Source organism: Aeromonas intestinalis (genome assembly GCF_054052485.1).
The window spans coordinates 19,422-44,782 of record NZ_JBSTYK010000018.1 but is presented as its reverse complement, the minus strand read 5'-3'; the positions used below and the strand labels follow the sequence as shown (position 1 = coordinate 44,782).

24 protein-coding genes, 1 pseudogene and 1 riboswitch are annotated in these 25,361 nt (G+C 62.5%); of the genes and pseudogenes, 15 read left to right on the top strand and 10 right to left on the bottom strand.

The annotated features are described in order from the left end of the window. Nucleotides 1–37: 37 nt before the first annotated feature. Nucleotides 38–1,567 carry an aryl-sulfate sulfotransferase gene (locus ACW5W7_RS18755; protein WP_456502681.1) on the bottom strand — a complete coding sequence of 510 codons (1,530 nt, stop codon included), beginning with the start codon at nt 1,565–1,567 and terminating at the stop codon, nt 38–40. Nucleotides 1,568–1,659: 92 nt separating this feature from the next. Beyond that, nucleotides 1,660–1,773, top strand: a riboswitch (TPP riboswitch). A gap of 266 nt (nt 1,774–2,039) precedes the next feature. Between ACW5W7_RS18755 and thiC the strand changes: the two genes are divergently transcribed. The 6 genes from thiC to thiH all read left to right on the top strand — a co-directional run bounded on the left by thiC (nt 2,040) and on the right by thiH (nt 8,653). Beyond that, nucleotides 2,040–4,064 (top strand): phosphomethylpyrimidine synthase ThiC, encoded by a 2,025-nt coding sequence (gene thiC / locus ACW5W7_RS18750; protein WP_456502680.1) that lies wholly within the window; start codon nt 2,040–2,042, stop codon nt 4,062–4,064. Further along, nucleotides 4,061–5,626, top strand: coding sequence for a thiamine phosphate synthase (gene thiE, locus ACW5W7_RS18745; RefSeq protein WP_456502679.1), 1,566 nt, complete (start codon nt 4,061–4,063; stop codon nt 5,624–5,626). Before thiC ends, thiE begins: the two co-directional genes overlap by 4 nt. Further along, nucleotides 5,616–6,392, top strand: coding sequence for a HesA/MoeB/ThiF family protein (locus tag ACW5W7_RS18740; protein ID WP_456502678.1), 777 nt, complete (start codon nt 5,616–5,618; stop codon nt 6,390–6,392). The genes thiE and ACW5W7_RS18740 overlap by 11 nt, the downstream gene beginning before the upstream one ends. Then, nucleotides 6,383–6,595 carry a sulfur carrier protein ThiS gene (gene thiS / locus ACW5W7_RS18735; protein WP_456502677.1) on the top strand — a complete coding sequence of 71 codons (213 nt, stop codon included), beginning with the start codon at nt 6,383–6,385 and terminating at the stop codon, nt 6,593–6,595. Before ACW5W7_RS18740 ends, thiS begins: the two co-directional genes overlap by 10 nt. An 85-nt stretch (nt 6,596–6,680) precedes the next feature. After that, nucleotides 6,681–7,448, top strand: coding sequence for a thiazole synthase (locus ACW5W7_RS18730; RefSeq protein ID WP_456502676.1), 768 nt, complete (start codon nt 6,681–6,683; stop codon nt 7,446–7,448). Continuing rightward, nucleotides 7,445–8,653 (top strand): 2-iminoacetate synthase ThiH, encoded by a 1,209-nt coding sequence (thiH, locus tag ACW5W7_RS18725; RefSeq protein ID WP_456502675.1) that lies wholly within the window; start codon nt 7,445–7,447, stop codon nt 8,651–8,653. The genes ACW5W7_RS18730 and thiH overlap by 4 nt, the downstream gene beginning before the upstream one ends. Before the next feature lie 469 nt (nt 8,654–9,122). On the opposite strand, the pseudogene ACW5W7_RS18720 reads toward thiH, so the two are convergent. Together ACW5W7_RS18720 and ACW5W7_RS18715 are read right to left on the bottom strand one after the other, a co-directional pair. Then, nucleotides 9,123–9,664: pseudogene (locus tag ACW5W7_RS18720) on the bottom strand (GNAT family N-acetyltransferase). Then, on the bottom strand, nt 9,661–10,080 hold the full coding sequence (locus ACW5W7_RS18715) for a GNAT family N-acetyltransferase (RefSeq protein ID WP_456502674.1): 420 nt from the start codon (nt 10,078–10,080) through the stop codon (nt 9,661–9,663). The pseudogene ACW5W7_RS18720 and the gene ACW5W7_RS18715 overlap by 4 nt, the downstream one beginning before the upstream one ends. 306 nt (nt 10,081–10,386) lie before the next feature. On the opposite strand from ACW5W7_RS18715, the gene ACW5W7_RS18710 reads away from it, so the two are divergent. Further along, complete coding sequence (locus ACW5W7_RS18710; protein ID WP_349920014.1) at nt 10,387–10,962, top strand: penicillin-binding protein activator LpoB; 576 nt, start codon at nt 10,387–10,389, stop codon at nt 10,960–10,962. A 442-nt stretch (nt 10,963–11,404) separates the two neighbouring features. Beyond that, nucleotides 11,405–12,304 (top strand): GGDEF domain-containing protein, encoded by a 900-nt coding sequence (locus tag ACW5W7_RS18705; protein ID WP_456502673.1) that lies wholly within the window; start codon nt 11,405–11,407, stop codon nt 12,302–12,304. Nucleotides 12,305–12,363: 59 nt separating this feature from the next. Here ACW5W7_RS18705 and ACW5W7_RS18700 read toward each other — a convergent pair whose 3' ends face one another. Continuing rightward, nucleotides 12,364–13,002: an exopolysaccharide biosynthesis protein gene (locus tag ACW5W7_RS18700; protein WP_434664538.1), complete on the bottom strand. Its 639-nt coding sequence runs from the start codon at nt 13,000–13,002 to the stop codon at nt 12,364–12,366. 248 nt (nt 13,003–13,250) lie between these two features. Between ACW5W7_RS18700 and ACW5W7_RS18695 the strand changes: the two genes are divergently transcribed. Continuing rightward, nucleotides 13,251–13,850, top strand: coding sequence for an outer membrane beta-barrel protein (locus ACW5W7_RS18695; protein ID WP_434476203.1), 600 nt, complete (start codon nt 13,251–13,253; stop codon nt 13,848–13,850). A gap of 43 nt (nt 13,851–13,893) precedes the next feature. After that, complete coding sequence (locus ACW5W7_RS18690) at nt 13,894–14,421, top strand: GNAT family N-acetyltransferase (protein ID WP_456502672.1); 528 nt, start codon at nt 13,894–13,896, stop codon at nt 14,419–14,421. Here the strand turns inward: ACW5W7_RS18690 and ACW5W7_RS18685 are convergent. Further along, on the bottom strand, nt 14,402–14,707 hold the full coding sequence (locus ACW5W7_RS18685; RefSeq protein WP_434664533.1) for a monooxygenase: 306 nt from the start codon (nt 14,705–14,707) through the stop codon (nt 14,402–14,404). The two genes, ACW5W7_RS18690 and ACW5W7_RS18685, sit on opposite strands and share 20 nt — an antisense overlap. Nucleotides 14,708–14,828: 121 nt before the next feature. Between ACW5W7_RS18685 and ACW5W7_RS18680 the strand changes: the two genes are divergently transcribed. Continuing rightward, nucleotides 14,829–15,170 (top strand): winged helix-turn-helix transcriptional regulator, encoded by a 342-nt coding sequence (locus tag ACW5W7_RS18680; protein ID WP_434664532.1) that lies wholly within the window; start codon nt 14,829–14,831, stop codon nt 15,168–15,170. Nucleotides 15,171–15,175: 5 nt separating this feature from the next. Here the strand turns inward: ACW5W7_RS18680 and ACW5W7_RS18675 are convergent, their stop codons facing one another. The 3 genes from ACW5W7_RS18675 to ACW5W7_RS18665 form a co-directional block, all read right to left on the bottom strand. Beyond that, nucleotides 15,176–16,210 (bottom strand): acyltransferase, encoded by a 1,035-nt coding sequence (locus tag ACW5W7_RS18675; protein WP_456502671.1) that lies wholly within the window; start codon nt 16,208–16,210, stop codon nt 15,176–15,178. A 200-nt stretch (nt 16,211–16,410) separates the two neighbouring features. Then, nucleotides 16,411–17,031, bottom strand: a complete 621-nt coding sequence (locus ACW5W7_RS18670) for a PepSY-associated TM helix domain-containing protein (RefSeq protein ID WP_456502670.1) — start codon at nt 17,029–17,031, stop codon at nt 16,411–16,413. Between the two features lie 44 nt (nt 17,032–17,075). Beyond that, nucleotides 17,076–19,118 carry a TonB-dependent receptor gene (locus tag ACW5W7_RS18665; protein ID WP_456502669.1) on the bottom strand — a complete coding sequence of 681 codons (2,043 nt, stop codon included), beginning with the start codon at nt 19,116–19,118 and terminating at the stop codon, nt 17,076–17,078. Nucleotides 19,119–19,397: 279 nt separating this feature from the next. Between ACW5W7_RS18665 and ACW5W7_RS18660 the strand changes: the two genes are divergently transcribed. Continuing rightward, complete coding sequence (locus ACW5W7_RS18660) at nt 19,398–19,880, top strand: GNAT family N-acetyltransferase (RefSeq protein WP_456502668.1); 483 nt, start codon at nt 19,398–19,400, stop codon at nt 19,878–19,880. A gap of 474 nt (nt 19,881–20,354) precedes the next feature. Then, nucleotides 20,355–21,125: a class I SAM-dependent methyltransferase gene (locus ACW5W7_RS18655; protein ID WP_456502667.1), complete on the top strand. Its 771-nt coding sequence runs from the start codon at nt 20,355–20,357 to the stop codon at nt 21,123–21,125. Between the two features lie 204 nt (nt 21,126–21,329). Here the strand turns inward: ACW5W7_RS18655 and ACW5W7_RS18650 are convergent, their stop codons facing one another. Beyond that, nucleotides 21,330–22,388 carry a porin gene (locus tag ACW5W7_RS18650; RefSeq protein WP_456502666.1) on the bottom strand — a complete coding sequence of 353 codons (1,059 nt, stop codon included), beginning with the start codon at nt 22,386–22,388 and terminating at the stop codon, nt 21,330–21,332. A gap of 219 nt (nt 22,389–22,607) precedes the next feature. On the opposite strand from ACW5W7_RS18650, the gene glpX reads away from it, so the two are divergent. After that, nucleotides 22,608–23,618 (top strand): class II fructose-bisphosphatase, encoded by a 1,011-nt coding sequence (glpX, locus tag ACW5W7_RS18645; protein WP_456502665.1) that lies wholly within the window; start codon nt 22,608–22,610, stop codon nt 23,616–23,618. A 163-nt stretch (nt 23,619–23,781) separates the two neighbouring features. Beyond that, complete coding sequence (locus tag ACW5W7_RS18640) at nt 23,782–24,033, top strand: YkgJ family cysteine cluster protein (RefSeq protein WP_349919991.1); 252 nt, start codon at nt 23,782–23,784, stop codon at nt 24,031–24,033. A gap of 155 nt (nt 24,034–24,188) precedes the next feature. Here the strand turns inward: ACW5W7_RS18640 and ACW5W7_RS18635 are convergent, their stop codons facing one another. Then, nucleotides 24,189–25,352: a heme biosynthesis HemY N-terminal domain-containing protein gene (locus ACW5W7_RS18635; protein ID WP_456502664.1), complete on the bottom strand. Its 1,164-nt coding sequence runs from the start codon at nt 25,350–25,352 to the stop codon at nt 24,189–24,191. Nucleotides 25,353–25,361 lie beyond the last annotated feature (9 nt).

Genomic DNA, 25,361 nt, shown 5'->3' with positions numbered 1-25,361 from the left:
GAGAATAATGGCGCCGCATGACGGCGCCATTACATATTCAATTGTAAATTATGTTGTCCAGGGGAATTTGGATGGCATTCCAAGAGGTTGCGCAAGGTACTGTGCTGGGGTAGCTAAATTCGAAGAGTTTTTGCTTTTCCTTGTTCACTCCCTGGATCACCACGCGAGCTCTGTTGTCTGCTGCGGCATAATTTATAAGATAATCTCCTTGAGATGTTGTTTTATCTTGATAGATGCTTGAACAAATGTCTGAGTAGATACCGTCATCGAAATTCCATACCATCTGACCCATTTTATTCTGAGAGTTGATATCAAAAATAGCGACCTGACTGCTGGCCAGATCAATGCCAGCCGAGGTTCCTGATGGGTGATTGAAGCTTTGCCGTCCATTATTAAACAGCATTAATCTCCCCTCGTTGGTGATCGATACGGCGTGTTGACCTATGGGAACCTGGCCTGGGCTGAGAGAGACGGCCAGTTTTTGCAATGAAGGATAAGAGTACCAATGCTTGGTTTCATCCCCCAACAACCAGATTATTTTTCCTGTGTCGTAATCCAGTTTTACGACGAAATTTTCACGACTGGAGATAATCAATGAATTATCTGAGGGATCGTAGGTGGCTGCGTTCATATGAAACCAGTCAATGCCATTACGAACGAAGTTACTGGGGTCATCACCTTCCTGCAGCATGTACTCAGAGAATATCTTTCCGAGATCCCACTCTTTTATGACGTTGCCATCTGTATTCATTTCACTCAGAAAAGACTCAATTTTCAGTGCCCCATCAGTGGTGCCATCCAACTCAATAAGCATTCCATTTTTACCAGGATCAATATTGTGATGAAAATAGGCATCAGAGCCCATAGATGTGCCGGTGAGATTGATTTCTTTTTGTACTCCATAGAGTGACAGACTGTCAATTTTTTTACTCTTTGTGTTACCGGTAACAAATGTGTTATTCATAAATATGGATGAACCGGATTCTCTTTTAATATCCATATCCCAACGTATTTCACCATCTATATCCATGATGATTGGTGTTTTTAATGAGCCTTTTATATAAAAATAGCTAAAGCTGGGAGTGGACGTCGGCTTGGTAGTTATTTCAGGGGTGTCATATATACCCACGTTATCTATATAGCGCTGTGTTGTGATCGTTTTCTGGAATGAATAAATGCTGCTGTCGATGAATGAAATATTCAGGGTTAATATGTTGTCATAATTACTGTACAGTCCAAAAATAGGGACCTGTATTTTGTTGTTAGTGGGGTCGTATAGATTGTTACGGGATAGATATTGTTTGTTGTAGGTAGCTGATACTGCCTTCGAAAAACTTCCATTCTTAGGTTTTATTGTGAAAGAGATGCTTTTTATATCAGCTTCATTCAATCCTGAGAGATCAATGGCGGAGACGAAGACAGAAGGGCTGATGTCATTTTCTGTAGCGTGTTCCTCAGGAGCATAATTTAATTGTTCTGCCAGCGTCTTATTGTCGTTATCGCTATTGCAGCCATTGATTCCAAAACAAACTAGGCCAATCAAGCAGATTCGTACATGTATCTTCATAAATATCATCCCTATTTTAATGAAATACCGCTATTGTAGCTAGTTAGCGAAAAAATCATAGTTGAGTTCACAACAGAGCCGTATATACTGGCGCCATCTTGTCGGAGTGCTGACCGTCGAACGACGCTAAGCTGAGACCGTTAATTCGGGATCCGTGGAACCTGATCAGGTTAAGACCTGCGAAGGGAAACAAGGGTAACTTGCGAGTTGCCGCGCTTGGGAGCCTCCGCTCCCGACTTGCTACAGGGCAGCCCTCGGCAAGCCAGCGCACGAGAGGGAGCCTGCCTCGCCGAATCATCCCATCAGGGAGAGTCTGTGCGGGGCAGGAAGGTAAGCCAGGATAATCAGCCCGGTTGGCCAAGACAGCACCACCACTCCCTCTCGTAAGCACATCCGCTCGCAGGTTCATCTTCTCCTCGAACTCCAGACAAGCAAACACCCATAACTTCAACCAGTTAATGTGAGTTTTGCTATGTCTACCCCAATCCAGTCCGCACCAGAAGTCCAGCCCGTTTCCGACAACGCCAAGGCCGTCCCGGCCAGCCGCCGCGAGCAGCGTGCCAGCGCCCAGCGCTTTATCGACAACTTGAAGGGGATGGCCCATCCCAACTCCAAGCGCATCTTCATTCAGGGCTCCCGTCCCGACATCCGGGTGGGACTGCGCGAGATCCAGTTGGCCGACACCTTCGTCGGTGGCACCAAGGAGGAGCCCAAGTTTGAATCCAACGATCCTGTGCCTGTCTACGATACCTCGGGCGCCTACGGGGATGAAAACGCCCGGATTGACGTGCGCCTCGGCCTGCCGCGCCTGCGGGAAGCCTGGGTGCTGGAGCGGGGTGATACCGAGCCGCTGCCGGGCCTGAGCTCCACCTTCACCCAGGAGCGCCTGGCTGACGAGGGGCTGGATCACCTGCGCTTCGAGCACCTGCCCAAACCCCGTCGCGCCAAGGCTGGCCACTGGGTAACTCAGCTGCACTACGCCCGCCAGGGGATAGTCACCCCAGAGATGGAATTTATCGCCATTCGCGAGAACATGGGCCGCGAGCGGGTGCGCTCCGAGCTGCTGCTGCGCCAGCATCCGGGCCAGGGCTTCGGTGCCCGTCTGCCCGAGAACATCACCCCGGAATTCGTGCGCGATGAGGTGGCCGCCGGTCGCGCCATCATCCCCAGCAACATCAACCACCCGGAAGCGGAGCCCATGATCATCGGCCGCAACTTCCTGGTGAAGATCAACGCCAACATCGGCAACTCGGCGGTAACCTCCAGCATCGAAGAGGAAGTGGAGAAGCTGGTCTGGTCCACCCGCTGGGGCGCCGACACCGTCATGGATCTCTCCACCGGCCGTTACATCCACGAGACCCGCGAGTGGATCCTGCGCAACAGCCCTGTGCCCATCGGTACCGTACCCATCTACCAGGCCCTGGAGAAGACCAACGGCATCGCCGAGGATCTGACCTGGGAGTTGTTCCGCGACACCTTGCTGGAGCAGGCCGAGCAGGGGGTGGATTACTTCACCATCCACGCCGGCGTGCTGCTGCGCTACGTGCCCATGACCGCCAAGCGCCTTACTGGTATCGTCTCCCGCGGCGGCAGCATCATGGCCAAGTGGTGCCTGTCCCACCACAAGGAGAACTTCCTCTACCAGCACTTCCGCGAGATCTGCGAGATCTGCGCGGCCTACGACGTGGCGCTCTCCTTGGGGGATGGCCTGCGTCCGGGCTCCGTCTATGATGCCAACGACGAGGCGCAATTCGCCGAGCTGCACACCCTGGGTGAGCTCACCAGGATCGCCTGGGAGTACGACGTGCAGGTGATGATCGAGGGGCCTGGCCACGTGCCCATGCACATGATCGAGCGCAACATGACCGAGCAGCTGGAACACTGCCACGAGGCCCCCTTCTACACCCTCGGCCCGCTCACCACCGACATCGCCCCCGGCTACGATCACTTCACCTCCGGCATCGGTGCCGCCATGATCGGCTGGTACGGCTGCGCCATGCTCTGCTATGTCACCCCCAAGGAGCACCTGGGGCTGCCGAACAAGGAAGACGTGAAGCAGGGGCTCATCACCTACAAGATCGCCGCCCACGCCGCCGACTTGGCCAAGGGTCACCCGGGTGCCCAGATCCGCGACAACGCCATGTCCAAGGCCCGCTTCGAGTTCCGCTGGGAGGATCAGTTCAACCTGGCGCTGGATCCCGAGACCGCCCGCGCCTACCACGACGAGACCCTGCCCCAGGAGTCCGGCAAGGTGGCGCACTTCTGCTCCATGTGCGGCCCCAAGTTCTGCTCCATGAAGATCACCCAGGACGTGCGCGACTACGCCGCCAAGCTGGAAGCGGTCGAAGTGAAACTGGTGGGCATGGACGGCCAGCAGGAGCGGGTCGTGGCGGAGGTGGAAACCGGCATGGCCCAGATGGCGGAAGTGTTCAAGGAGAAGGGGGGCGAGCTCTACCATCAGGCCGCCGCGCTCAAACAGGATCGGGAAGAAGCATGAACGGCGAATCCAAACCCATCGTCTGGACCATAGCGGGTTCGGACTCCGGGGGCGGCGCCGGCATCCAGGCCGATCTGCATACGATGCATGCCCTCGGGGTGCACGGCTGCTCGGTGATCTCCGCCATCACGGCCCAGAACTCGGTGGCGGTGAAGATGGTGGATCCCGTGCTGATGCAGAGCTTCTGCGCCCAGATCGACGCCCTTGGCGTTGATCTGCCCCCCGCCGCCATCAAGATAGGCCTGCTGCCGACCCGGCTGCATGTGGAGGTACTGGCTCGGCGGCTGGATACCCTGAGCGCCCCCTTTGTGGTCTATGACCCGGTGGCCATCGCGAGTACAGGCACCCCCATGGCGGAGCCGAACATGCTGGCGGCGGTGCGCGAACACCTGCTGCCGCGCCTGTCTCTCATCACCCCCAACGGCCCCGAGCTGGAAGCCCTGACCGGCATTCCGGCGACCAGCCCGGCGCTGGTGCGGGCGGGCGCGGCGCGGCTGCGCGAACTCGGCGCCCGCGCCGTGCTGGTGAAGGGCGGCCACCTCGATTGGAGCGGGGATCACTGTCTCGACTACTACCAGGATGAGGGTCGGGAGTTCTGGCTGGCGGCGCCGCGCCTCGCCACCCGTCACGGCCACGGCACCGGCTGCTGTTATGCCAGCGCCATCGCCGCCGTCGTGGCGCTGGACTACCCCATCGAAGACGCCATCACACTTGCGCGCGCTTACCTGCAACAAGGGCTGGCAGGGGCGCAGGGGGTGGGAGCCGGCCCCGGCCCCATCGCCCACCTCGGCTGGCCGGTCGATCTCCCCCGGTTCCCTCGCGCCGTGTTGCCAGGTTCCGAGCTGGATCGCCGCTTCGGTCTCTGTCCTGCCAGCGAGGCCCGCCTGCCCCGAGGCCCTTTCGCCGAGACCGAACATCGCCTCGGCCTCTACCCTGTGGTGGATTCGGTGTTGTGGCTGGAGCGGCTGCTGGCGGCGGGGGTCAAGACCATACAATTACGGATCAAGGACTTGCCAGAAGCCGAGGTGGCGCCAGCTATTCGAACTGCGGTGGCTTTGGGCCGCCAGCATGGCGCCCGGCTCTTTATCAACGACTACTGGCAGCAAGCCATCGAGGCCGGTGCCTACGGGGTGCACCTGGGGCAGGAGGACATGGAGACGGCGGATCTCGCCGCCATCCAGTCCGCCGGCCTGCGCCTCGGCATCTCCACCCACGGTTACTTCGAGCTGATGCGGGCGCGGGAACTCGCCCCCTCCTACATCGCGCTCGGCCATATCTTCCCTACCAACACCAAGCAGATGCCCTCCCGCCCCCAGGGGCTGGTGCGCCTGCACCACTATCGCGCCCTGATGGCGGACTGGCCCACGGTCGCCATCGGCGGCATCGGCGAGCCCCGCATAGGGGCGGTGCAGGAGAGTGGAGTGGGCAGCATCGCCCTGGTCTCCGCCATCACGGCGAGCGATGACTGGCAGGGGGCCACGGCCCGGCTGCTGGCCGCCGTGGGGGCGGGGGATCCGGCGCACTCCGCCATCCCGGAAAAGGAGGCTGCCTATGCGCTCTGATGAAGGGTCTCTGAGTGACGAAGAGTACCTGAGATACGGCCGCCAGCTGATGCTGGCGGAAATCGGGGAAGCGGGACAGGTGCGGCTCAAAGGGAAGTCGGTGCTGGTCGTCGGCCTCGGGGGGCTGGGCTCACCGCTCGCCCTCTATCTCGCCGGGGCTGGCGTGGGCACGCTCTGGCTCGCCGATGGCGACGTGGTGGATTCCAGCAATCTGCCGCGCCAGTTTCTCTATACCGGGGAGGATCTGCGCCGCTCCAAGGCCGAGCTGGCCCGCGAGCGCCTTGGCCAGCACAACCCGCTGGTGGAGCTGATCGCCATCAACCAGCGGCTCGATGAACAGAGCCTGCCGGCGTTCGTGGCCGAGGTGGATCTGGTGATCGACTGTTGCGACAACCTCGCCACCCGCCACGCCATCAACGCCGCCTGCGTGGCCTTGGGCAAGCCCTGGGTCTCGGCCGCCGCGGTCGGCTGGCAGGGTCAGCTGATGGTGCGAAGCGCCCCCGAGCACGCCTGCTACGCCTGCCTCTACCCGGCGGATACCGACATCAAAGAAAGCTGCCAGAGCAGCGGCGTCACCGGCCCGCTGGTCGGCGTGATGGGCTCTTTGCAGGCGCTGGAGGCCATCAAGCTGCTGCTTGGCCGTGAGAGCCCGGTGGCGGGCACCCTGCGCCGCTTCGATGCTTTGACTCACGAGTGGCAGACTCTGCGCCTGCCTGCAGATCCCGCCTGCCCTGTTTGTGGCAGCGCCAACAAGGATTGCCCATGAATATTCGATTGAACGACAAGGCGCTGGCCCTGACGGCGGAAGAGGTCGCCAGTGTGGCCGCCCTGCTGGCGGCGCAAGCGGTCAACCCTCAGGGGGTGGCGGTGGCCCTCAACGGCGCCGTGCTGCCCCGCAGCCGCTGGCCAGAGACCCCCCTCAATGACGGGGATGAACTTCATCTCTTCACTGCCATTGCCGGAGGGTAACGCATGAAGTTTGCTCTCTCACTCCTGATGGGGCTGCCTTGCGGCGGATCGCCATCTCTTCCTACCACTATGACCGGAGGCTAAGATGCTGCGCATTGCCGATCACCATTTCTCATCGCGTCTGTTTACCGGCACCGGCAAGTTCGCCCGCCCGGAACTGATGGCCGCCGCCATCGAGACGAGCGGCTCAGAGCTGGTCACCATGGCCATCAAGCGGCTGGAGCCGGGCAAGCGCCACGACGATATCCTCACGCCCTTGCGAGCGCTCGGGGTCAAGCTGCTGCCCAATACCTCGGGGGCCAAGACCGCCGCCGAGGCGGTGTTTGCCGCCCACTTGGCCCGCGAGGCGCTGGGCACGAACTGGTTGAAACTGGAAATTCACCCCGACCCCAAATACCTGCTGCCCGATCCCATCGAGACACTTAAAGCCGCCGAACAGCTGGTGAAGGAGGGCTTCGTGGTGCTGCCCTACTGCGGCGCCGATCCCGTGCTCTGCAAGCGGCTCGAAGAGGTGGGCTGCGCCGCCGTCATGCCGCTTGGCGCCCCCATCGGCTCCAACCAGGGGCTGGTGACCCGGGAGTTCCTCGCCATCATCATCGAGCAGGCCAATGTGCCCGTGGTGGTGGATGCGGGCATAGGGGCGCCCAGCCACGCGGCGGCGGCGTTCGAGCTCGGCGCCGATGCGGTGCTGGTCAACACGGCGATTGCCGTGAGTGGTGACCCGGTCGCCATGGGCCACGCCTTCGCGCTCGCCTGCGAGGCGGGTCGCAGCGCCTATGCGGCTGGCCTTGGCAGCCGCGGCTTCCAGGCCAGCGCCTCCAGCCCGCTTACCGATTTTCTGGAGGCCCTATGAGCCAGGGAGTCGTCGTCACGGGACAAGCTATTATCTCCCCTCTCCCTTTGGGAGAGGGGGTGAGGGCCGCGGCCGAGACAAAGGAAGCGAGCTTTGTCGACCGCTGGCAGGCACTCGACTGGGACGATGTGGGCATGCAGATCCGGGCCAAGACGGCCCGGGACGTGGAGCTGGCGCTGGGGAAATCCCGCCGCAATCTGCAGGATTTTATGGCGCTGATCTCCCCGGCGGCAGAGGCTTATCTGCCCCGGCTAGCCCAGCTGGCAGAAAGTCTCACCCGCCAGCGCTTTGGCAACACGGTCGGCTTCTATGTACCGCTCTATCTGTCGAACCTCTGCGCCAACGACTGCAGCTACTGCGGCTTCTCCATGAGCAACCGCCTCAAGCGCAAGACCCTGAACGCAGAGGAGATAGAGCGCGAGTGCTTGGCCATCAAGGCGCGCGGTTTTGACAGCGTGCTGCTGGTGACCGGCGAACACGAGACCAAGGTTGGCATGGCCTATTTTCGCGAGATGATGCCGATCATCCGCCGCCACTTCAGTACCGTCGGGATGGAGGTGCAGCCCCTGTCCGAGGCCGAATACGCCGAGCTGAAAACCCTCGGCCTCGACGCCGTCATGGTCTATCAGGAGACCTATCACGCCCCCGCCTACGCCCGCCATCACCTGCGCGGCAACAAGCAGGATATCGAATGGCGCCTCGCCACCCCGGACCGGCTCGGCCGCGCCGGGGTGGACAAGATTGGCCTCGGGGCACTAATCGGTCTCTCCTCGGACTGGCGTGCCGACAGCTATTTTGTCGCCGAGCATCTGGCCTGGATGGAGCGCCATCACTGGCAGAGCCGCTATTCGCTCTCCTTCCCGCGCCTGCGCCCCTGCACCGGGGGGCTGGAGCCCGAGGTGACCATGACGGACCGCCAGCTGGTGCAGCTTATCTGCGCCTGGCGCCTCTTTTCGCCGACCCTGGATCTTTCCCTCTCCACCCGCGAATCCCCCGCGTTTCGCAACGGCGCCCTGCGCCTTGGCATCACCCAGATGTCGGCGGAGTCGCGCACCCAGCCCGGCGGCTACGCAGACGGCGGCAAGGATGAGCTGGAGCAGTTCGCCATCCACGACGACAGATCCCTCGGTGAGGTCGCCGCAGCCGTGCGGCAAGCGGGGTTGCAGCCGGTGTTTAAGGACTGGGAACCTTTCCTTGGCCGGTAGCCGCCCGGCGTGGCGGCGGGACTCCGCTACCTTCGGCAAGTCTGATGGCACGGCGTCGCCGTACCGTCGTAGGTTTGATTAGCGAAGCGTAATCAGACGATCGAGTGGGGAAATTGGCACGTTCCACAGGGTGGGGGAAATGGCACGGCTTCGCCGTGCAGGACGCGTGGCTGCCGGCCTCGAAGGGGTTTCGCCCGCCCTTCGGGCCGGGGCGAGTGACTTTGGAAAGACCCAAAGTCACCAAAGGTCTTCTCCCCCGCCAATCCGACCGCTACGCGGTTGCCCTCGGATCAGGTGCAAGGTTGGACGGATCGCCGCAGACGGCACATCCCTGTGCCGGCTGCGTCTGCGCCATCATCCCTGATGGCGCTCCTGACCTTGCCCCTTCCCCTCGGCGGATTGGAGGGGGACACCAAGAGCGTGCTCGCGTACCTCCGATAGCCATATGGAATACTCTCAGCTAAAAGATTTAGTCTGCGGGAATAAAGGCGTAGACATGTGCATCAAGGGTTGGTCATGAAGGAAAATGTGGTTTCTTGCCCGGCATTCGAAGGTGGCACCTGCGGCGATGGTGACGGCTTCGCTGGCGGTGTTGCCAACTCCCATCACGATCTCCAGCCGAAATAGACCCAACTGTGTAAAGTCGAAGTCACGCAGCAGGGCGACTGCTTGCCGGGCTATGCCTTGGCCCTGCTTGGATTGCCTCACCCAATAGCCGATATTGCCGTAGCGATGATGGGAAGACAGCTGATTGATACTGGCGCCACCCAAGAGCTGGCCGGTGGCGGCGCAGAAAATCCCCATGTCATAGGCGCGCCCCGCCGCGCGATCCTGATCGCAGGTGGCAAACCACCCTAGCGCCTTGTCCCGATTGAATGAGGGAGTGCACCAGCCCATCCAGGTGCCGACTGTCTCGATGGATTCGTGGGCCGCGCGGACAAACTCATTGGCATCGCTCGGATCGAAGGGCCGGATCAGGATCCTGGCGTTGGCAAGGGGCTGGAATGTCATTGGCAACCCTGCTTTTTGAGGAAATAACTGACATGCCCCGGCGGCATATCCGGCAGTTCGCCAAAGATGGAATATCCCTGCTTCTGGTAGAAGGGCAGGGCCTGGAAGCTGGTGGTTTCGAGGTGGAAGTTGGTGATGCCTTTGCTCTGGGCGTACTGCTCCATGGCGCCAAGCAGGCGGGCGCCCCAGCCATCCTTGCGAATGCGTTCGTCGATCCAGAGCCAGTCCACGTGCAGCCAGCCCCACTTGATGTCGGCGAGGATGCCTCCCAGTACCTTGCCCTCTTCGTCCTTGATAAAGCTGGCTATCTGCTCTCTCTGATGGGCGCCCGCCATGGCCAGGTTGTAGCCGGAGAGGCCGGCACGCAGGGCATCCAGATCATCGCTCTGTGGGACTTGGGGTGGGGTCAGTCTCATGGTGGTTAGCTCCAAATGAAGAGTGAGCAGCATCACCCGGCAACGGCAGAGGGTCAAGGTGGAGAGCGAATGGTTGTCGGCCCTCTCTCACTGTTGCCCTAGTGGAGATGAGATCTTGATTGGGCCAATCCCTGTCGCTGGGTGGGCAAGGCGTCTCGCGCTCGGGCCGGTTTTTCTCTAGCATGGAGGGGCGCGGAGCCGGGCTCCGCTATATGGATGGTTGGCGCTGCCCGGTTGATGGGCGTTGATGGCGCCCGATTGCGGATGTTGGCGGCGTCCGGTTACGGACTTTGGTGGAGAGAGAAGATGAAGCTGCGTTCCTTGTTGGTGTTGGGTGCCCTGGTGCTGGGCGGTTGTGCGGTCAATCCCTATGGCGGCACTCAGGCGCCGGTGTCAGAGCCCAAGCAGCCTGTGGTCCAGCCGGAGAAGCCGGTGACCGAGCCCGAGGTGGTGAAGCCTGCCCCCAAACCCGTGGCGCCGACCGGCCTGGCACTCGCCATGGCGGATGCCTTCTTGAAAGCTCCGGAGGTGAAGGCGCTGGCGGGCAGCAACCCCGTGCTGCTGCTGACCCCGCCGCGTAACGGCACCACTGAGCCCTTCAGCACCCAGCCCATGGCCATCGCCATGAGCCAGCGCATCCAGCAGCACGGCGGCTTCAGCTTCGCCGATCCCGGTCAGGTGGCGGCCATCACCGGTCAGCTGGAGTATCAGCAGGGGGGCAATCCGGCGTCCCTGGTGCGGCTGGGTCGTCAGACCGGCGCCAACTATATGCTGTACGGGGATCTCGTCTCCGAGGGGACCGGCTACCGGCTCGCCATGACCCTGATGGATCTGAAAAGCGGTGAACTGCTGTGGAACGCGAGTCGCTCCGCCAGTCGTTAAGTGCCTCCTTGCCCCCGACAACGCCACCCACGAGGTGGCGTTGTCGCATGGGCTGTTTGAATCTGCCTGGCCGACCCCTTCCTATCAGCCCATCCTCGCCACTTTGTGGTGGTGTATTGAACTGCCGCCACTGCATTTTACCTGTCAAATATGCTGATTGTTTCATCATGACGATATGAATGATGAGATTTGAGCGCATCCATTGAAATTATCGATTGCCAGACTTTCGGGGTGTCGGCTCTCGCCGACGGCTCGGCCTGAATAGGGGGCTGTTTGATTCCCAGTTCACCTATGCCATCGAGAGGCAGATGACCGCCATGACAGGGGTGTCTGGCTGGCGCAGAGGCGCCGTCCTGCCCGTAGAAAGACCGTGTGCGATATTTAACGGGTCGTGTATAACAGAACACACGGGGCCTGCGCCCGGATCCTGGAAGGAACACAGATGGCTCTCTCGGTGGCACAGCTCTACGAAGTGATGGCTCAGTTGCCCGATCCCGTCTTCATCCTCAGTGAAGATGGCTACTACGTGGAATACATCGGCGGGGTTGAGCAGCAGTCCTATCAGGATGGCAACCCCTTGATCGGCAAGCGCTTGCTGGATGTGCTGCCCCTGGAGAAGGCGCAGTGGGTGCTGGATCAGATGGCGCAGGCCTTTGCCAGCGGCGAGGTGCAGGTGGTGGAGTATGACCTCTCTCCGGTGGAGGTGGAGGTGGAGGGGATCAACGCAGAGGCGGGCCCCCAGGGGATGCAGCGTTTCGAGGGCAAGTTGGCCCCCCTGCCATCCCTCTATGACGGCAAGCGGGCGGTGGCCTGGATGACCCGCAACATCACCCGCCAGCACGAGTTGCAACTGCGGCTCAAGCGGCTCGGGGAGACGGATCAGCTCACCGGCCTCTACAACCGCCACTTCTTCTTCGAGCACTATCAGCAGCGGCTGCAGGGGGAGGGGGGGAGCGGTCTCATCATGCTGGACATCGATCACTTCAAGCAGATCAACGACCGCTTCGGCCATCAGGAGGGGGACAGGGTGCTGCGCAGCTTCAGTGCCTGCGTGGCGGCCCAGCTTCGGGCCGAGGACATGTTCGTGCGCAGCGGCGGCGAGGAGTTTTTGATCCTGCTGCCCCAGATAGGCGAGCAGACGCTGCTCAAGGTGGCGGAACGCATTCGCACCGCGGTGGCAGCCATGGCGCCGGATCCGGCCCCCATCACGGTGAGCCTCGGCACCACCCTGATCCAGCCGGGGGAGACGGTGGGCGCCGTGCTGGCCCGCGCGGATGAGTGGCTCTATCGGGCCAAGCGGGGCGGGCGCAACCGGGTGGCCCACGATGACATCTCGACGTGATGAGGCAGTCATGACAACAAGGGCGACCAGGAGGTCGCCCTTGTTGTTTCAGTCAGGCCCTAGCCGAACAGGGTCGAGACGCTCTGGCCCGCCATCAGCAGGCCGATGGCCAGCACGCTGAACCAGACCAGGGTCGCGCTCACCAGGGCGTAGCCGCCGGCGATGAAGAGACCGTCCCGCTGCAACATGCCGATGGCCAGCAGCAGGATGGCCCAGGCGGGCATGGCGTTGGTGAAGGGGATGGCGCCGAGGGGCAGCATCAGCAGCAGGGCTGCCAGCATGATCAGCAGGCCGTTGCAGCGATTGATGGTGGTGCTGCCGGTCAGCAGCAGCAGGCGCGGGCGGATGAAGCGATCGATGCGGGCCAGCAGATCGGCCCCCTTGTGCAGGGCTGGTTTCAGGTGCTCGGCAGCGAAGCGGCGCTCCATCAGGATGGCGGGCAGCCAGGGCACCCGGTTGAGGGTGATGCCGATGCCGATAAACAGGATCAGCAGGCCAAAGGGGGTGCTGACGCCGGGAATGGAAACCGGCAGCAGGAAGGGCACGGTGAGCAGCACGCAAAACAGCAGCATGCCCTGCTCACCCACCAGAGCCAGCATGTCCCGCAGGCTGATGTGGCTCTCCTCGATGGCGTGGGCCGTGGCTCGCAAGGTGTCTGACAGCTTGTTCTGTGGGTCGTTGAGTTGCGCGGCAACCATTCCTGAAATCCTCGTTCTGTGATGCCACCCCTGTGGCGCCGCCAGCTTACGGGCTCGAGGTTAATCCCAGATGAATGACGCATGCAGGATGGATCTTTATCTCGGGGGATGGAGAAGGACATGCGGCCTAAAAATATTCGATACAGCCCCTGTGCAGCATGGGGCGCCGGGGGCCCTGATATGCTTTTGGCACAACGCGTTGCAATCAACTGACGAGCAGGGAGAGAGCCGTGACGAGAGCGGGCATGATGGTGATGGGGCTGCTGCTGCCGCTGGGTCAGGGCTGGGCGGCCGAAGACGGGGATCGCGGCTGGCAGCTGACTCCCTTCGCGGGATACAGCTCGGCCATCGACTTTGACAAGGCGGATGACGCGGTCCCGACCCCGCATGGGGGCACGGTCACCTCCCTGCAGGGGGAGAGCTCGGCCAACTGGGGCTTCTTCATCAGCAAGGAGGTGGACGATCCCGGCCTGATAGAGCTGCTCTACAGCCACCAGTCCACCCCCCTCTCCCCGACGCTGCCGGATCGGCTGACGGTGGATACCCTGCATTTTGCCGGGGTGCTGACCCTGTCGGACAACGTCATGGCCCCCTACATCGGCGCCGGGATCGGGGTGACCCGCTTCGATGCCCATGACAGCGAGACGGCCCCCTCCATGTCCCTGGCGCTCGGAGTGCAGCCGCGCCTGACCGAGCATCTGGCGCTGCGGGCCGAAGTGCGTGGTTATGGCTCCCTGCTCGACGAGGATGGGGATTTCCTCTGCGACCCCGAGATCTGCGCCTTTCGGGTGCGGGGGGATCTGGTCACCCAGTGGCAGGCGAATGTGGGATTGACCCTGAGGTTCTAGGCGTCATCATGGGAGACACACCCATACCTTCAAGGGATTGAATTTGCTGAACCCGCTGCCCCATACACTCCCCGTGCTGCACACCCCGCGACTGTTGCTGCGTCCGCTCAACGGGCAAGACAGCGTGGATCTGTTCGCCATCTACGGGGATCCCGTCGTGATGCGCTTCACCGGAGAGCCCGCCTTTCCCGAACTCGCCACCGTGGCGCAGATGCTGGCGAGCGTCGAACGCCTGCTGGCAGCCGGGGAGTCTCTGGAGTGGGGGCTGGTTGAACGGGATGGCGAGCGCCTCGTCGGCACCTGTGGCCTGCACAGCTTCGAGCGGGCGAGCTGTCAGGCAGAAGTGGGTTGCATGCTGGCCCGGCGCCATTGGGGGCAGGGGTTGATGGGGGAGGCGCTGGGTGCCCTGATGGTATTCGCGAGGGAGCTGGGGCTGACCACGCTGCTGGCGGATATCGATCCGGACAATCTGCCCAGCCAGCGGTTATTCCGGCGGCTGGGCTTCGTCTGGCTGGGGGATAGCCATTACCGGCTGGGGCTTGGCGAGGGGATCAGAGGATACCGCGGGTGATCCGGCTCAGGGGCTCGTTGACCTCGAACAGCTTGTACTGCACGCCGCTCGCACCCATGGCTAGCACACGCTGCTCGTGCATGGTCGCGTAGGCAAGGGCGCTCTTTTCATCCTCGAACAGATAGATGCCGCCGGCCTCGCCGGTATTCGGGTTCTCGGTCCAGATCTTGGAGATGAAGCCGGGCTCCCGGGTGATGGATTCCGCCAGCGGCAGCGCCGCCTCGGTGAGGGCCGGCCCCATCATCTCGCGGGGAAAGTTGAAATGGATCTGCAGCAGGCTGGGCATGGTTTACCTCTCTCTGGACTGAACTGGCTGAGCCCACATCATAAGAAGCCGGCATCTTGGCTGCAAGAAGGCACCTTTTCGTGGCATAGTTACCTCAAAGTAACCACATATGAGCCTTGCCGTGTCTTCTGTTCCCTGTCCTGCCTATGAGGTGCTGCGCCTGCTGACCGGCAAGTGGAAGCCCGCCATCCTGTTTCATCTGCGTGATCAGACCCTGCGCTTCGGGGACTTGCGCCGCTGCCTGCCGGAGGTGAGCCAGAAGGTGCTCACCGCCCAGCTCAAGGAGCTGGAGGCCGACGGGGTGATCCGCCGTACCCTCTACCCCGAGGTGCCCCCCAGGATGGAATACGCCCTGAGCCCGCTCGGCACCGCCCTCATCCCCTTGCTGCAACAGATGCACGACTTCGCCCTGACTCACGGCGAGCTGTTGGCGCGCCAGAATGAGGCCGAGACCGCAGACTGATCCGGTCAGCGGGCCCGCAGCAACCAGCGGCTGGCCGGCGTGGCGGCCAGCAACCGATAGGCCAGCAGGGAGCAGGCGAACAGGGCCGGCACCTTCAGCAGCTCCCACCAGACGAGCTTGCCCTGGGGGCCGAACACCATCAGCCAGACCACCAGCATCATGTGCACGCAGTAGAGGCCGAGCACCTTGGGGGCCTGGCGTGCCAGCCAGCTCCCTTCGCCCCAGCCGGGATTGGCCAGTAGCAGGCCGAACAGGCCAATGGCCCAGGGGACGGATCCCAGCAGGAAGTCGTGACGATTGAGGGGTACCTCGCCAAAGCGCAGCAGTCCCCAGGCCTCCAGGGCGTAGAGGGCGAGCCCCATACCCAGCAGGCGAACGCCGAGGGCGGTGTCCGGCCGCCAGTTGCGAGCCTTGAGATAGGCGCCGAGGGCCACGAACAGCAGCGAGAAGAAGGGGCCGTTGCGGGTCAGCAGGGCCCACTCGCCCCCCAGCAGCGGCTTGCCATAGGAGCCGCCGAGCAGGGCCAGCAGATAGAGTCCCGCCCCCATCACCAGCGCCAGTCCGGGCAGCCCTGCACGCTGGCACAGCCCCAGGATCAGCACCGCCAGTATCAGGGCGGGCAGGAACCAGAGGTGGATCATGCCGCCCACCAGCCAGGCGTTGAGGCTATCCCCGATCTGCATCTGCCACTGGCCCGCCATGGTCGGCAGATAACCCTGCTGCACCGCCGCCACCGGGTTGAAGGGCACCAGCAGGTAGATGAGGCTCCAGCCCAGCCAGAGCAGTAGCAGCGGGCGGCAGTAACGCAGTGCCACCCCCAGGGGATCCTGGCTCAGCCTGGGTTGCAGGAAATAACCGGCGCATAGGAAGAACAGCGGCACCGCGAAGCGACACAGCTGGTTGATGATGCCCCCGAGCCACAGATAGAGGGGGTCCCCCCAGAGGGTGGGATCGAAGGGGTTGCTGAAGGGGGAGATGTGGATGGTCATCACGGCCAGGATGGCCAGCACCCGCCCGCACTCGATACTGGAAATGCGCATGATTCCTCTTGGGATCTGGAGTTCTGGCCGCACCCTAACAGCCGCATCCGACCCCCGCCAGCCGGTGTGCCGACAACTGTGACCCTTGCCCGCGCCGGGTTACCCTTTGTTACCTCCCCCGAAAATGACGTTACCCCCGGTGAGAGCAGGATCCCGTTTTGGTGTATGTAACGGGCCGGGGCCCCTGGCCAGGCTGGCGCCTAGAGCAAGGCGATCAGCAGGGTGACGAGAGCTCCGCCAAGGAGCAGGGCAATGCCACGGCGGGACGGGCCGTGCAGCTTGTTCCACATCAGCAGACTGGTGAGGGCGAGCAGCAACAGCGCCAGGGCGGCGAGATCTCCCATCAGCTGCCAGGAGAGCCCGGTGCCCATGCCGCGATGCAGCCGGTTGAGGCTGGCGGCGAAGTTGGCCTGCTGGCGCTCGATGCGTACTTCCAGGGTGCCGACCACATAGCTGGCAGCCAGGCTCTCGCTCAAGGTGACGCCCTTGAGCTCCCAGCGTGCGGGCAGAGTGAGCGTGCCGCTCGGGGTGGGCAGGATCTGGGGCGGGGTGATGGCGGTGCGCGCCTCTGCCAGTCCGTCGGCATAGTGCTGTTGCAAGAGGGCCGTGAGCGCGGCGGGATCCGCCAGCGGCGTCGTCAGCGTCAGGATTTCACTCTGTTTGTCGGTATGGGGGCCAGGCAGGGGCAGCACGGCCCTGTGTTGCAGCCAGAGGCCGGTGAGGCCGTAGATCAGCATCAGGGCCAGGGTGGCAAAACCGGCCCAGGCGTGGATGCGGCGCACCCACTTGTTGTTGTGGAGCGGGAGTTTCTTGGTTTTCATGCGTTTCTGGCCGGCTTGCGCCGGCCAGTCTGGTCAGGGGGGGATCAGAAGCGGTAGGCCGCGGTCAGGTTCAGCTGACGGGGGCTGCCCGGCATGATCTGGGCCGCGCTGGTGGCGCTGACGTAGTAGTGGTGATCGGTCAGGTTCTCCACGCTGAGCTGGGCATCCCAGTGCTGCCAGCGGTAACCGGCGCGGGCGTCATAGCGGGCGTAGCCCGGCAGCACCGTAGTGTTGGCGTTGTCGGCGAAGCGATCCCCCACCGCCGTCACCCCGGTTTCCCCATACCAGCCCTGCGGGCCGCTCTGGTAACCGGCGAACAACTGGCCGTTCTCGCGCGAGACGTTCATCGGCCGCTTGCCCTGCAGATCCGCATCCGCCTTGACCTGCTCCGCGTCCTGGATGGCGACGCCGCCGTGCAGGTAGATCTCGTCGGTCAGCTGGGCGCGGGCACTGAGTTCGATGCCGTCGGTGCGCTGCAGACCGGTCAGGATCACCCTGGTGGGGTCCAGCGGATCCTTGCTGCGCTTGTTGTACATCTCCAACCGGTAAAGGGAGAGGGTGGTGGCGAGCTTGCCATCCAGCCAGTCGCTCTTCACCCCACCCTCATACAGCCGGGTGTGCTGGGGATCCAGGTTGTTGTTCTTGTCCCCCGGGGTGATGCCGATGAGCTCACCGCCCACCGGGGTGAAGGTCTTGCTGTAGGAGGTGTAGAAGGCGTGCTCCTCGAGGGGGTTCCACACCAGGCCCAGGCGAGGGCTCAGGCTGGTGACCGAGAGGGTCTCCTCCTTGTCGAGATCGTTGCGGCGGCTGGTGACGGTGAACGCGTCCCGGCGCAGGCCGCCGAGCAGGTGCCAGTCACCCAGGCTGAGCTGATCCTGCACATAGAGGCCGTAGCCACGAACCTTGTGGTTGGCGTCGCTGGAGAGCTTCATGGCACCGTTATAGGTGGGCAATGAACCCGGATCGTAGAGGTTGCCCGGCGGGATGGCAGTGGCGTTCTGATAGAGCTTCGGCGTGCGCTCCTGCCAGCTCTGCTCCAGTCCCACCAGCAGACGATGCTCGACGGGGCCGGTCTGCAGCTCGCCTTCCGCTTCGGTGTTGCTGGTCAGGCTCTTGGCCTTGAGATCCTGCTGCCAGCGGGCGCGGGTGACCTGATCGCCTTTCACGCTGGTGACATAGGTGTTGTCGAACTGGCTGTCGAGGGTGGTGTAGCCGAGCTGCTGGCGCAGCTGCCACTGCTCGCTCAGATCCCAGGTCAGCTGGGAGCGGGTGGACTGGGCCACGTCATCAATGTAGTCGCGGCTGGTATCGCTGTAGACACTCTCGATGGGCACATCGGCGGGGCGGCCGTTGACCCCTGGGATACCGCGATCCGGGGTGCGGTCACTGCCGTTGCGCTCGTACTGTACCAGCCAGTTCAGGTTGTCGGTGATCTCCCAGTTGGCGGACGGGGCCAGCAGGGTGCGTTTGCTGGTTACGCCATCGCGGAAGCTCTCCTTGTCCTCCTGGGCCAGGTTGAGGCGCAGTTGCACCCGCTCACCGGCCTCGGCGTTGAGATCCGCCGCGAGTCGCTGGCTGTCGAAGCTGCCGACCCGGGCGGTGACACTGGAAGCCTGGCCCCGCTGAGGCTTCTTGCTGACCCGGTTGATGATGCCGCCGGTGCTGCCACGGCCGTAGAGCACGGCGGCCGGACCCTTGAGCACCTCGACCCGCTCGATGTTGCCGAGATCGCGGGTGTACTGCATGTCGTCGCGCAGACCGTCCAGGTAGAAGTCGTTGCTGGCGTTGAAGCCACGAATGGTGACGCCGTCAAAACGGGTGTCACCGCTGGCGTTGACCCCGGGAATGCCGCTCAGGGCCTCGCTCAGGGTGGGTTGGCCATAGGCGGTCAGCTCGCTGGCCGGGATGCTCTCTATGGTCTGGGGTACCAGCTTGGCCGGGGTGGAGGTGCGGGTCGCGGTGGCGACCTCTTCGTGTTGACTGCGTTTGCCGATGACGGTGAGGGTCTCGTCTTCGGCCCGGGCGCTGGCGCAAAGGGACAGCAAGGCGACGCCCAATAGGGCGCGCTGGGGGTTGGGGTTCTGCATCTGCGTGTGACTCTTCTAATCGACCTGTTGGCCTGAACTTATTGATTTATTTGTAGTTATTAAAAAGCTCCCGAAGCAGGAGGGCGCTAATGATATTCATTTACATTTGGCTGGCAAGGCAAAGATGCAAAAGTGGCACACCTAAGACCAGTTGTGCGGTCAGTTGAGGCTCATCGTCCTGAAGTAATGCATCGGATGAGTCTTGGTTGTGGCAAGGGGCTGGTTTACCATCCGGGTGCGGTGGCGCCCATGCCACCTTAAGGAAACAGGACACGGAACATGGAAGAGATCATCAGGGCAGATCTGCACAACCCGCACCACGGCGAGGCGCTGGTCTATCTGCTCAACGAATACGCGAAAGACGAGATGGGGGGTGGCAGCCCGCTCTCGGATGAGGTGCTGGCCAATCTGGCCAAGGCGCTGGCGGCGAGAAGCGGTGCTCATGTGCTGCTGGCCTGGGTGGAGGGTGAGCCCGCCGGGGTGGTTACCTGCTTCGAGGGCTTCTCGACCTTCGCTTGCCGCCCTCTGCTCAACATCCACGACATCGCCGTACACCCGGCGCATCGCGGGCGCGGTCTCGGCAAGCGATTGCTGGCGGAGGTGGAACGTCTGGCCCGGGAGCTCGGCTGCTGCAAGCTGACGCTGGAGGTGCTGGAGGGCAACAAGGTGGCGCAGGCCGCCTATCGTGCCAGTGGTTTTGCGGGCTATGAACTCAGCCCCGAGGTGGGCCGCGCCCTGTTCTGGCAGAAGACATTGCCGTGAGCCACCTGGCAGAGTCGGGATCCTCTGCTTGTCAGCGGGCTGCTCAGCCCCTAGAGTGGCGCCCAGTTTCTCCCTTCTCTCAACGGCCAGCCTTGGCCCGGTGAACCAGATGACACTTTATGCCTCGGATCAGCGAGTGACCCGAGTGAACTCCGAACAGATGCGTGCGATGAAGCATTGTCCGGAGCCCTGGGAGGCCTGAGCCTCCCACTCATTCATCGTGCCGTCACCTTCCGGATCTCGCCCTGACGCGAGCGCCGGGTCGCAACTGCACGATTGAATCAAGGCCATAGACGCTGCCTCGTCTATGGCCTTTTTTGTTGGCCCGCATCCTGGATGCGGGGACGAAGCAGAGCAGAGGCCCGCCCGGGTTCTCTGCTTTTTTTTGGCCGGTGATGGCGGTTCAAGGGGTATGCTCATGGCTGTACCGCTCAGCCTCCTGGCCGCGATGACCCTGAATAAGGAAAGCGTGAGATGTCACAAAATATCTATGATAACCAAGGCTTTTTTGAAGGCTATGCCCAGTTGCCCCGCTCCCAGCAGGGGCTGGCAGGGGCGCCGGAGTGGCCGGCGCTGCAGGCCATGCTGCCGGCCTTGAGCGGCAAGCGGGTGCTGGATCTGGGCTGCGGCTACGGCTGGTTCTGCCGGGCGGCCCGGGAGCTGGGGGCGGGGGAGGTGACGGGGATCGATCTCTCCACCAGGATGCTGGCCCGCGCCGCCGAACTGACCCGGGACGACCGGATCCACTATCAGCAGGGGGATCTGGCCCGGCTTGAGCTGAGTCGTGAGCCCTTTGATCTGGTCTACAGCTCGTTGGCGCTGCACTACCTGCCGGAGGTAAACAGCCTGTTCGCGCAGATCCACGGTGCCCTGGTGGCGGGCGGCAGCTTTGTGTTCTCGGTGGAACATCCCATCTTCACCTGCCCCCAGCCCCAGGGCTGGCTGGTGGACGAGGAGGGACGCCGATCCTGGCCCATCAACGGCTATCAGCGGGAGGGCGAGCGGGTCAGCAACTGGCTGGCGGAAGGGGTGATCAAGTATCACCGCACCCTGGGCACCTATCTCAATGCCCTGATCGGGGCGGGATTCGAGATCCGTCACGTGGAGGATTGGGGCCCCACGGCCGGGCAGATCGCCGCCAACCCGGCGCTGGCGGAGGAGGCGGAGCGACCCATGCTGCTGCTGGTAGCAGTGCAAAAGCCGCTTCGCCGAGAAACTGTCCATGATCTTGCTGCGAGGCCGTGATCAAGGCTCATGTGCTGCTCGCTTGTGTGTGGTAAAGAGGCTCATGTATTCACATACACTCCGGTTCCTGCGCTGCTCTTCACCGTGCTGACGACCTCTCGCGACAGATCGTGAACCGCTTCTGAGGCCAGGGATGAAATAGAAACGGCGCGCAGAGAGTTCTGCGCGCCGTTTTTATGGCATTCAGCTTGAGCGAGGCCCGACTTAGAAGTCGTAGCGGGCTGCCAGCTGGAAGTCGTCTTTGGTGTTCAGCTTGCCGCTGTCCTGGCTGTCCAGGTTGTTGATGCGGTATTCGCCGATGACCCGCAGGTTCTTGTTGAACTTGTACTGGGCACCCAGGGTGTAGTAGTCGATGGAGTCATAGTCGGCCTTGCCGTCCTGCTCTACCTTCTGCTTGTTCCACAGGGCCAGCAGGCCGATGCCGTTCTCGAAGTTGTAGCCGAGGGCGGCTTCCCAGCCGGTGTGATCCTGGCCGGTCTTGAGGAAGTCGGTACCGTCCGCATAGCTCAGGGCGGCATAGACGGCCTTGTTGTCATATTTGGCGGAGAGCAGCCACAGCTTGGCGTCTTCCTCGTTGTTCTTGTCGCGGATCCCCACGTTGTAGGCGGTGCCGAGCGCCAGATTGAACGGGAAGGTATAGGACACGGCGGCGCCGTAGGCGGCATCGCTGTCCTTGCTGGTGGTCTCTTCGGTGTCACCGCCGTCGAACTTGTAGCTGGTATCGACCTGGAAGCCGTTGAACAGGCCGGAGTATTTCAGGACCGAGCCGGCACGGTTGGTGGCGAAGGTGTCGGTCTTGGCGCCGAGGGCGTCGTTGCCATAGCCGTCGGAGAGGGAGACGTCAGTCCAGTTGGCCAGCATGCCGGGGGCGCCTTGCTGACGACCGAAGGTCACGTTGCCCCAGTCGGCGCCCACACCGGCGAAGGCCAGACGGGTGCGCAGGTTGTCGGAGTTCTCGCTGACGGTCTTCTCGCTGTCGTTGATGTAGAACTGCAGCTCGTACTGGGCCAGGGCCTTGAGCCCCGGGTTGATGGCGCTTTCTACCTTTGCGCCCAGACGAACAAACTGGTTTGCACCCTGTTTGTCGCTATATTCGTTTTTGATGCCACCGTTGGCATCCAGTTCCTTCTTCTCTCCGAAGAATTGGCCGGCATAGATGCGGCCGTAGATATCCAGCATGGTGCTGTCATTTTTGTATACTTCGACGGCTTGAGCCTGGAAGGCAGCGGTGAGAGCCAATGCGACTACTGTCAGCTTTTTCATCTTAATCCCTTGTGTTGCAAGCTTCTGTTTTAAAAGACGGGGCCATGCTAGAAGTGGCAGATGACAGCGGGGTGACCGTGTCATGAACAAGGGGTTGCGGTTGTGTGTCATTCCGATGAAAGCCGCGATTTATGTGGCGATCCGCCACTTTTACGCGCAAAGGTTTGCCCTTGTGGTAGAATGCCGCCCGTTTTCGGGCTCCAAAGGTTGGATATTGCGATGAGACGTGAACTGGCAATCGAGTTTTCCCGAGTGACGGAAGCGGCTGCACTGGCTGGCTACAAGTGGCTCGGACGTGGTGACAAGAATATCGCCGATGGGGCGGCCGTGGCGGCCATGCGTCACATCCTCAATCAGATCCAGATCGACGGTGAGATTGTGATAGGCGAAGGGGAGATCGACGAGGCTCCCATGCTCTACATCGGCGAGAAGGTGGGTACCGGTCTGGGCGACGCGGTGGATATCGCGGTCGATCCCATCGAAGGCACCCGCATGACCGCCATGGGTCAGGCCAATGCCCTGGCGGTGCTGGCGGTCGGCGACAAGGGCTCCTTCCTCAAGGCCCCCGACATGTACATGGAGAAGCTGATCGTCGGTCCCAAGGCCAAGGGCGCCATCGACCTCGATCAGGCCCTGGAGCTGAACCTCAAGGCCGTGGCCAAGGCGCTCGGCAAGCCGCTCTCCCGCCTGACCGTGATCACCCTGGCCAAACCGCGCCATGACAAGGCGATCAAGGAGATGCAGGGACTGGGCGTGCGCGTGTTCGCCATCCCAGACGGCGACGTGGCTGCCTCCATCCTGACCTGTCTGCCGGACAGCGAAGTGGACATGCTCTACGGCATCGGCGGCGCACCGGAAGGGGTCATCTCGGCGGCGGTGATCCGCGCCCTGGACGGCGACATGCAGGCTCGCCTGGTGCCGCGCCATCAGGTCAAGGGCGACAGCCCGGACGTGCGTGCCCTCGGCGAGCAGGAGATCGCCCGCTGCGAGGCCCTCGGCATCGACGTGAACAAGGTGCTCAAGCTGGAAGATCTCGCCAAGAATGACAACGTCATCTTCTCGGCCACCGGCATCACCAAGGGTGATCTGCTGGAAGGCATCACCAGCGATGGCGTCATGGCGACCACCGAGACCCTGCTGATCCGCGGCAAGTCGCGCACCATTCGTCGTATCAAGTCGATCCACTTCCTGGATCGCAAGGACAGCGTAGTGCGGGATATCATCCTCTGATGAGCAAGCGCTGAATTCCTGTCACAAAAAGCCCGACCGTCAACACGGTCGGGCTTTTTGCTGCCCGCAGTAGGCGAAGGGTTCTTTTGGCGGTAGCAGGGATAAGGCTTAGGGGAATGCGGACTCCTTGCTACACTGCTTCGCCCTACAGAGGAAGAATCACATGGAATGTCGTCAGGGTTGCGGCGCCTGCTGCATCGCCCCCAGCATCAGCAGCGCCATTCCCGGCATGCCCCAGGGCAAACCGGCAGGCGTCCCCTGTATCCAGCTCGATGCCAGCCTGGGCTGCAAGATCTTCGGCCAGCCCGAGCGTCCGGCGGTGTGCAGCGGCTTTCGACCCATGCAGGATGTGTGTGGCACCCATCGTCAGGAGGCCATCTGGCTCATCGGTGAGCTGGAGCGGCTGACCGCCTGAGCGTTGGATTTTCTCCCTCAGGGAGGGGATTGGATGAGGGCGGTTGCTTGTTGTCCTTCATCCCTGCTCCTTCTCCCGCGTGGCGACAACATTCAAAACCCCATTCATAAAAAGAGGCCGCGATTGCGGCCTCTTTTCCGTGACGTGGGCTGGACTCAGATCCCGGCCAGTTCCAGGGCCTGACGATAGTATTCGTTGGCCTTGTTGGTGAGGCGGCGCTTGTCCATCAGCTGGCCGAGGGCGTGGCAGAGGGCAGGGCTCGGCGCCTTGGCCACTTCCTGCTCCAGCAAACGCTGGGCCTCATCCAGCTGGCCCGCCAGCAGATAGACCTGGGCCAGTGCCGCTTCGGCGCCCGGTTGATCCTGCATCTTCTGGAGCTGGGTCAGCATGGGCTGGTAGTCATTGAGCTTCAGCTTGGGCAGACGGGCGAACAGCTCGGGGGCGGGTTGCTTGCGCAGTGCCTCCAGCCAGAGGTCGGCCGCCTCGCTGTCGGCACCGAGCCGGCGCAGGCGATCCCCGTAGCGGATGAGCAGGGCGGGATCCTGGCGCAGCTTGCGCGGCAGTTCCTGCCAGACCGGGCGCAGGCTGTCGAGGGCGTCCCCGGCGGCTTCAAGCCGGCCGCACCAGGCCTGCTGCAACAGTTCCTCTTCCTGCTGGGGGGTCAGCTTGCCGACCTTGCGCAGGGCGGGGGCCAGTTCGATGAGTGCGGCCCAGTCCTGGCGAGCCAGATAGACCTGACGCAGTTGGTCCAGCACCATGGGGTGGCGGGGATTGAGGGCATAGACGGATTCGAGGCGGCCGAGGGCGCTGTCGTATTGGCCCTGCTCTATCTGCAACTGGGTCTGGAGCAGGGTCAGCGCCAGCTCGGCCTTGGGGTTCTCCTCCTGCGCTTTTTGCAGGTAGTGATCCCGGCGGATGTCATCGCCGCGCGCCTGGGCGACCTTGGCGGCGCTCAGGTAGTTCAGCAGTGGGGTGTCGCTGTTGTCGGCCCCCTTGATCAAGAGTTTCTCGGCCTGGTTGTAGTGCCCCTCGGCCATGGCCAGGGTGGCGTTGACGGTTTGCAGGTTTGCCTTGCGACGGCGACGGGAACCGAACCAGCCCTGGGTCTTGCGGCGCAGGCCGAATACCCGGGTCAGCAGCCACTCGACGATGAGCAGGGCGCCGTAGAACAGCACCGCCAGGATCACGGCGCTGGTGACTGAGGATTCTACCGTGTAGTTGCCAAGGGAGATGAGCACATAGCCCTTGTTGCCGGAGGCTTGCGGGCCGAAGATGAGGCCCGCCACCATGACGGCGACGATGACGATCAGACGAATCATGGTGCCCTC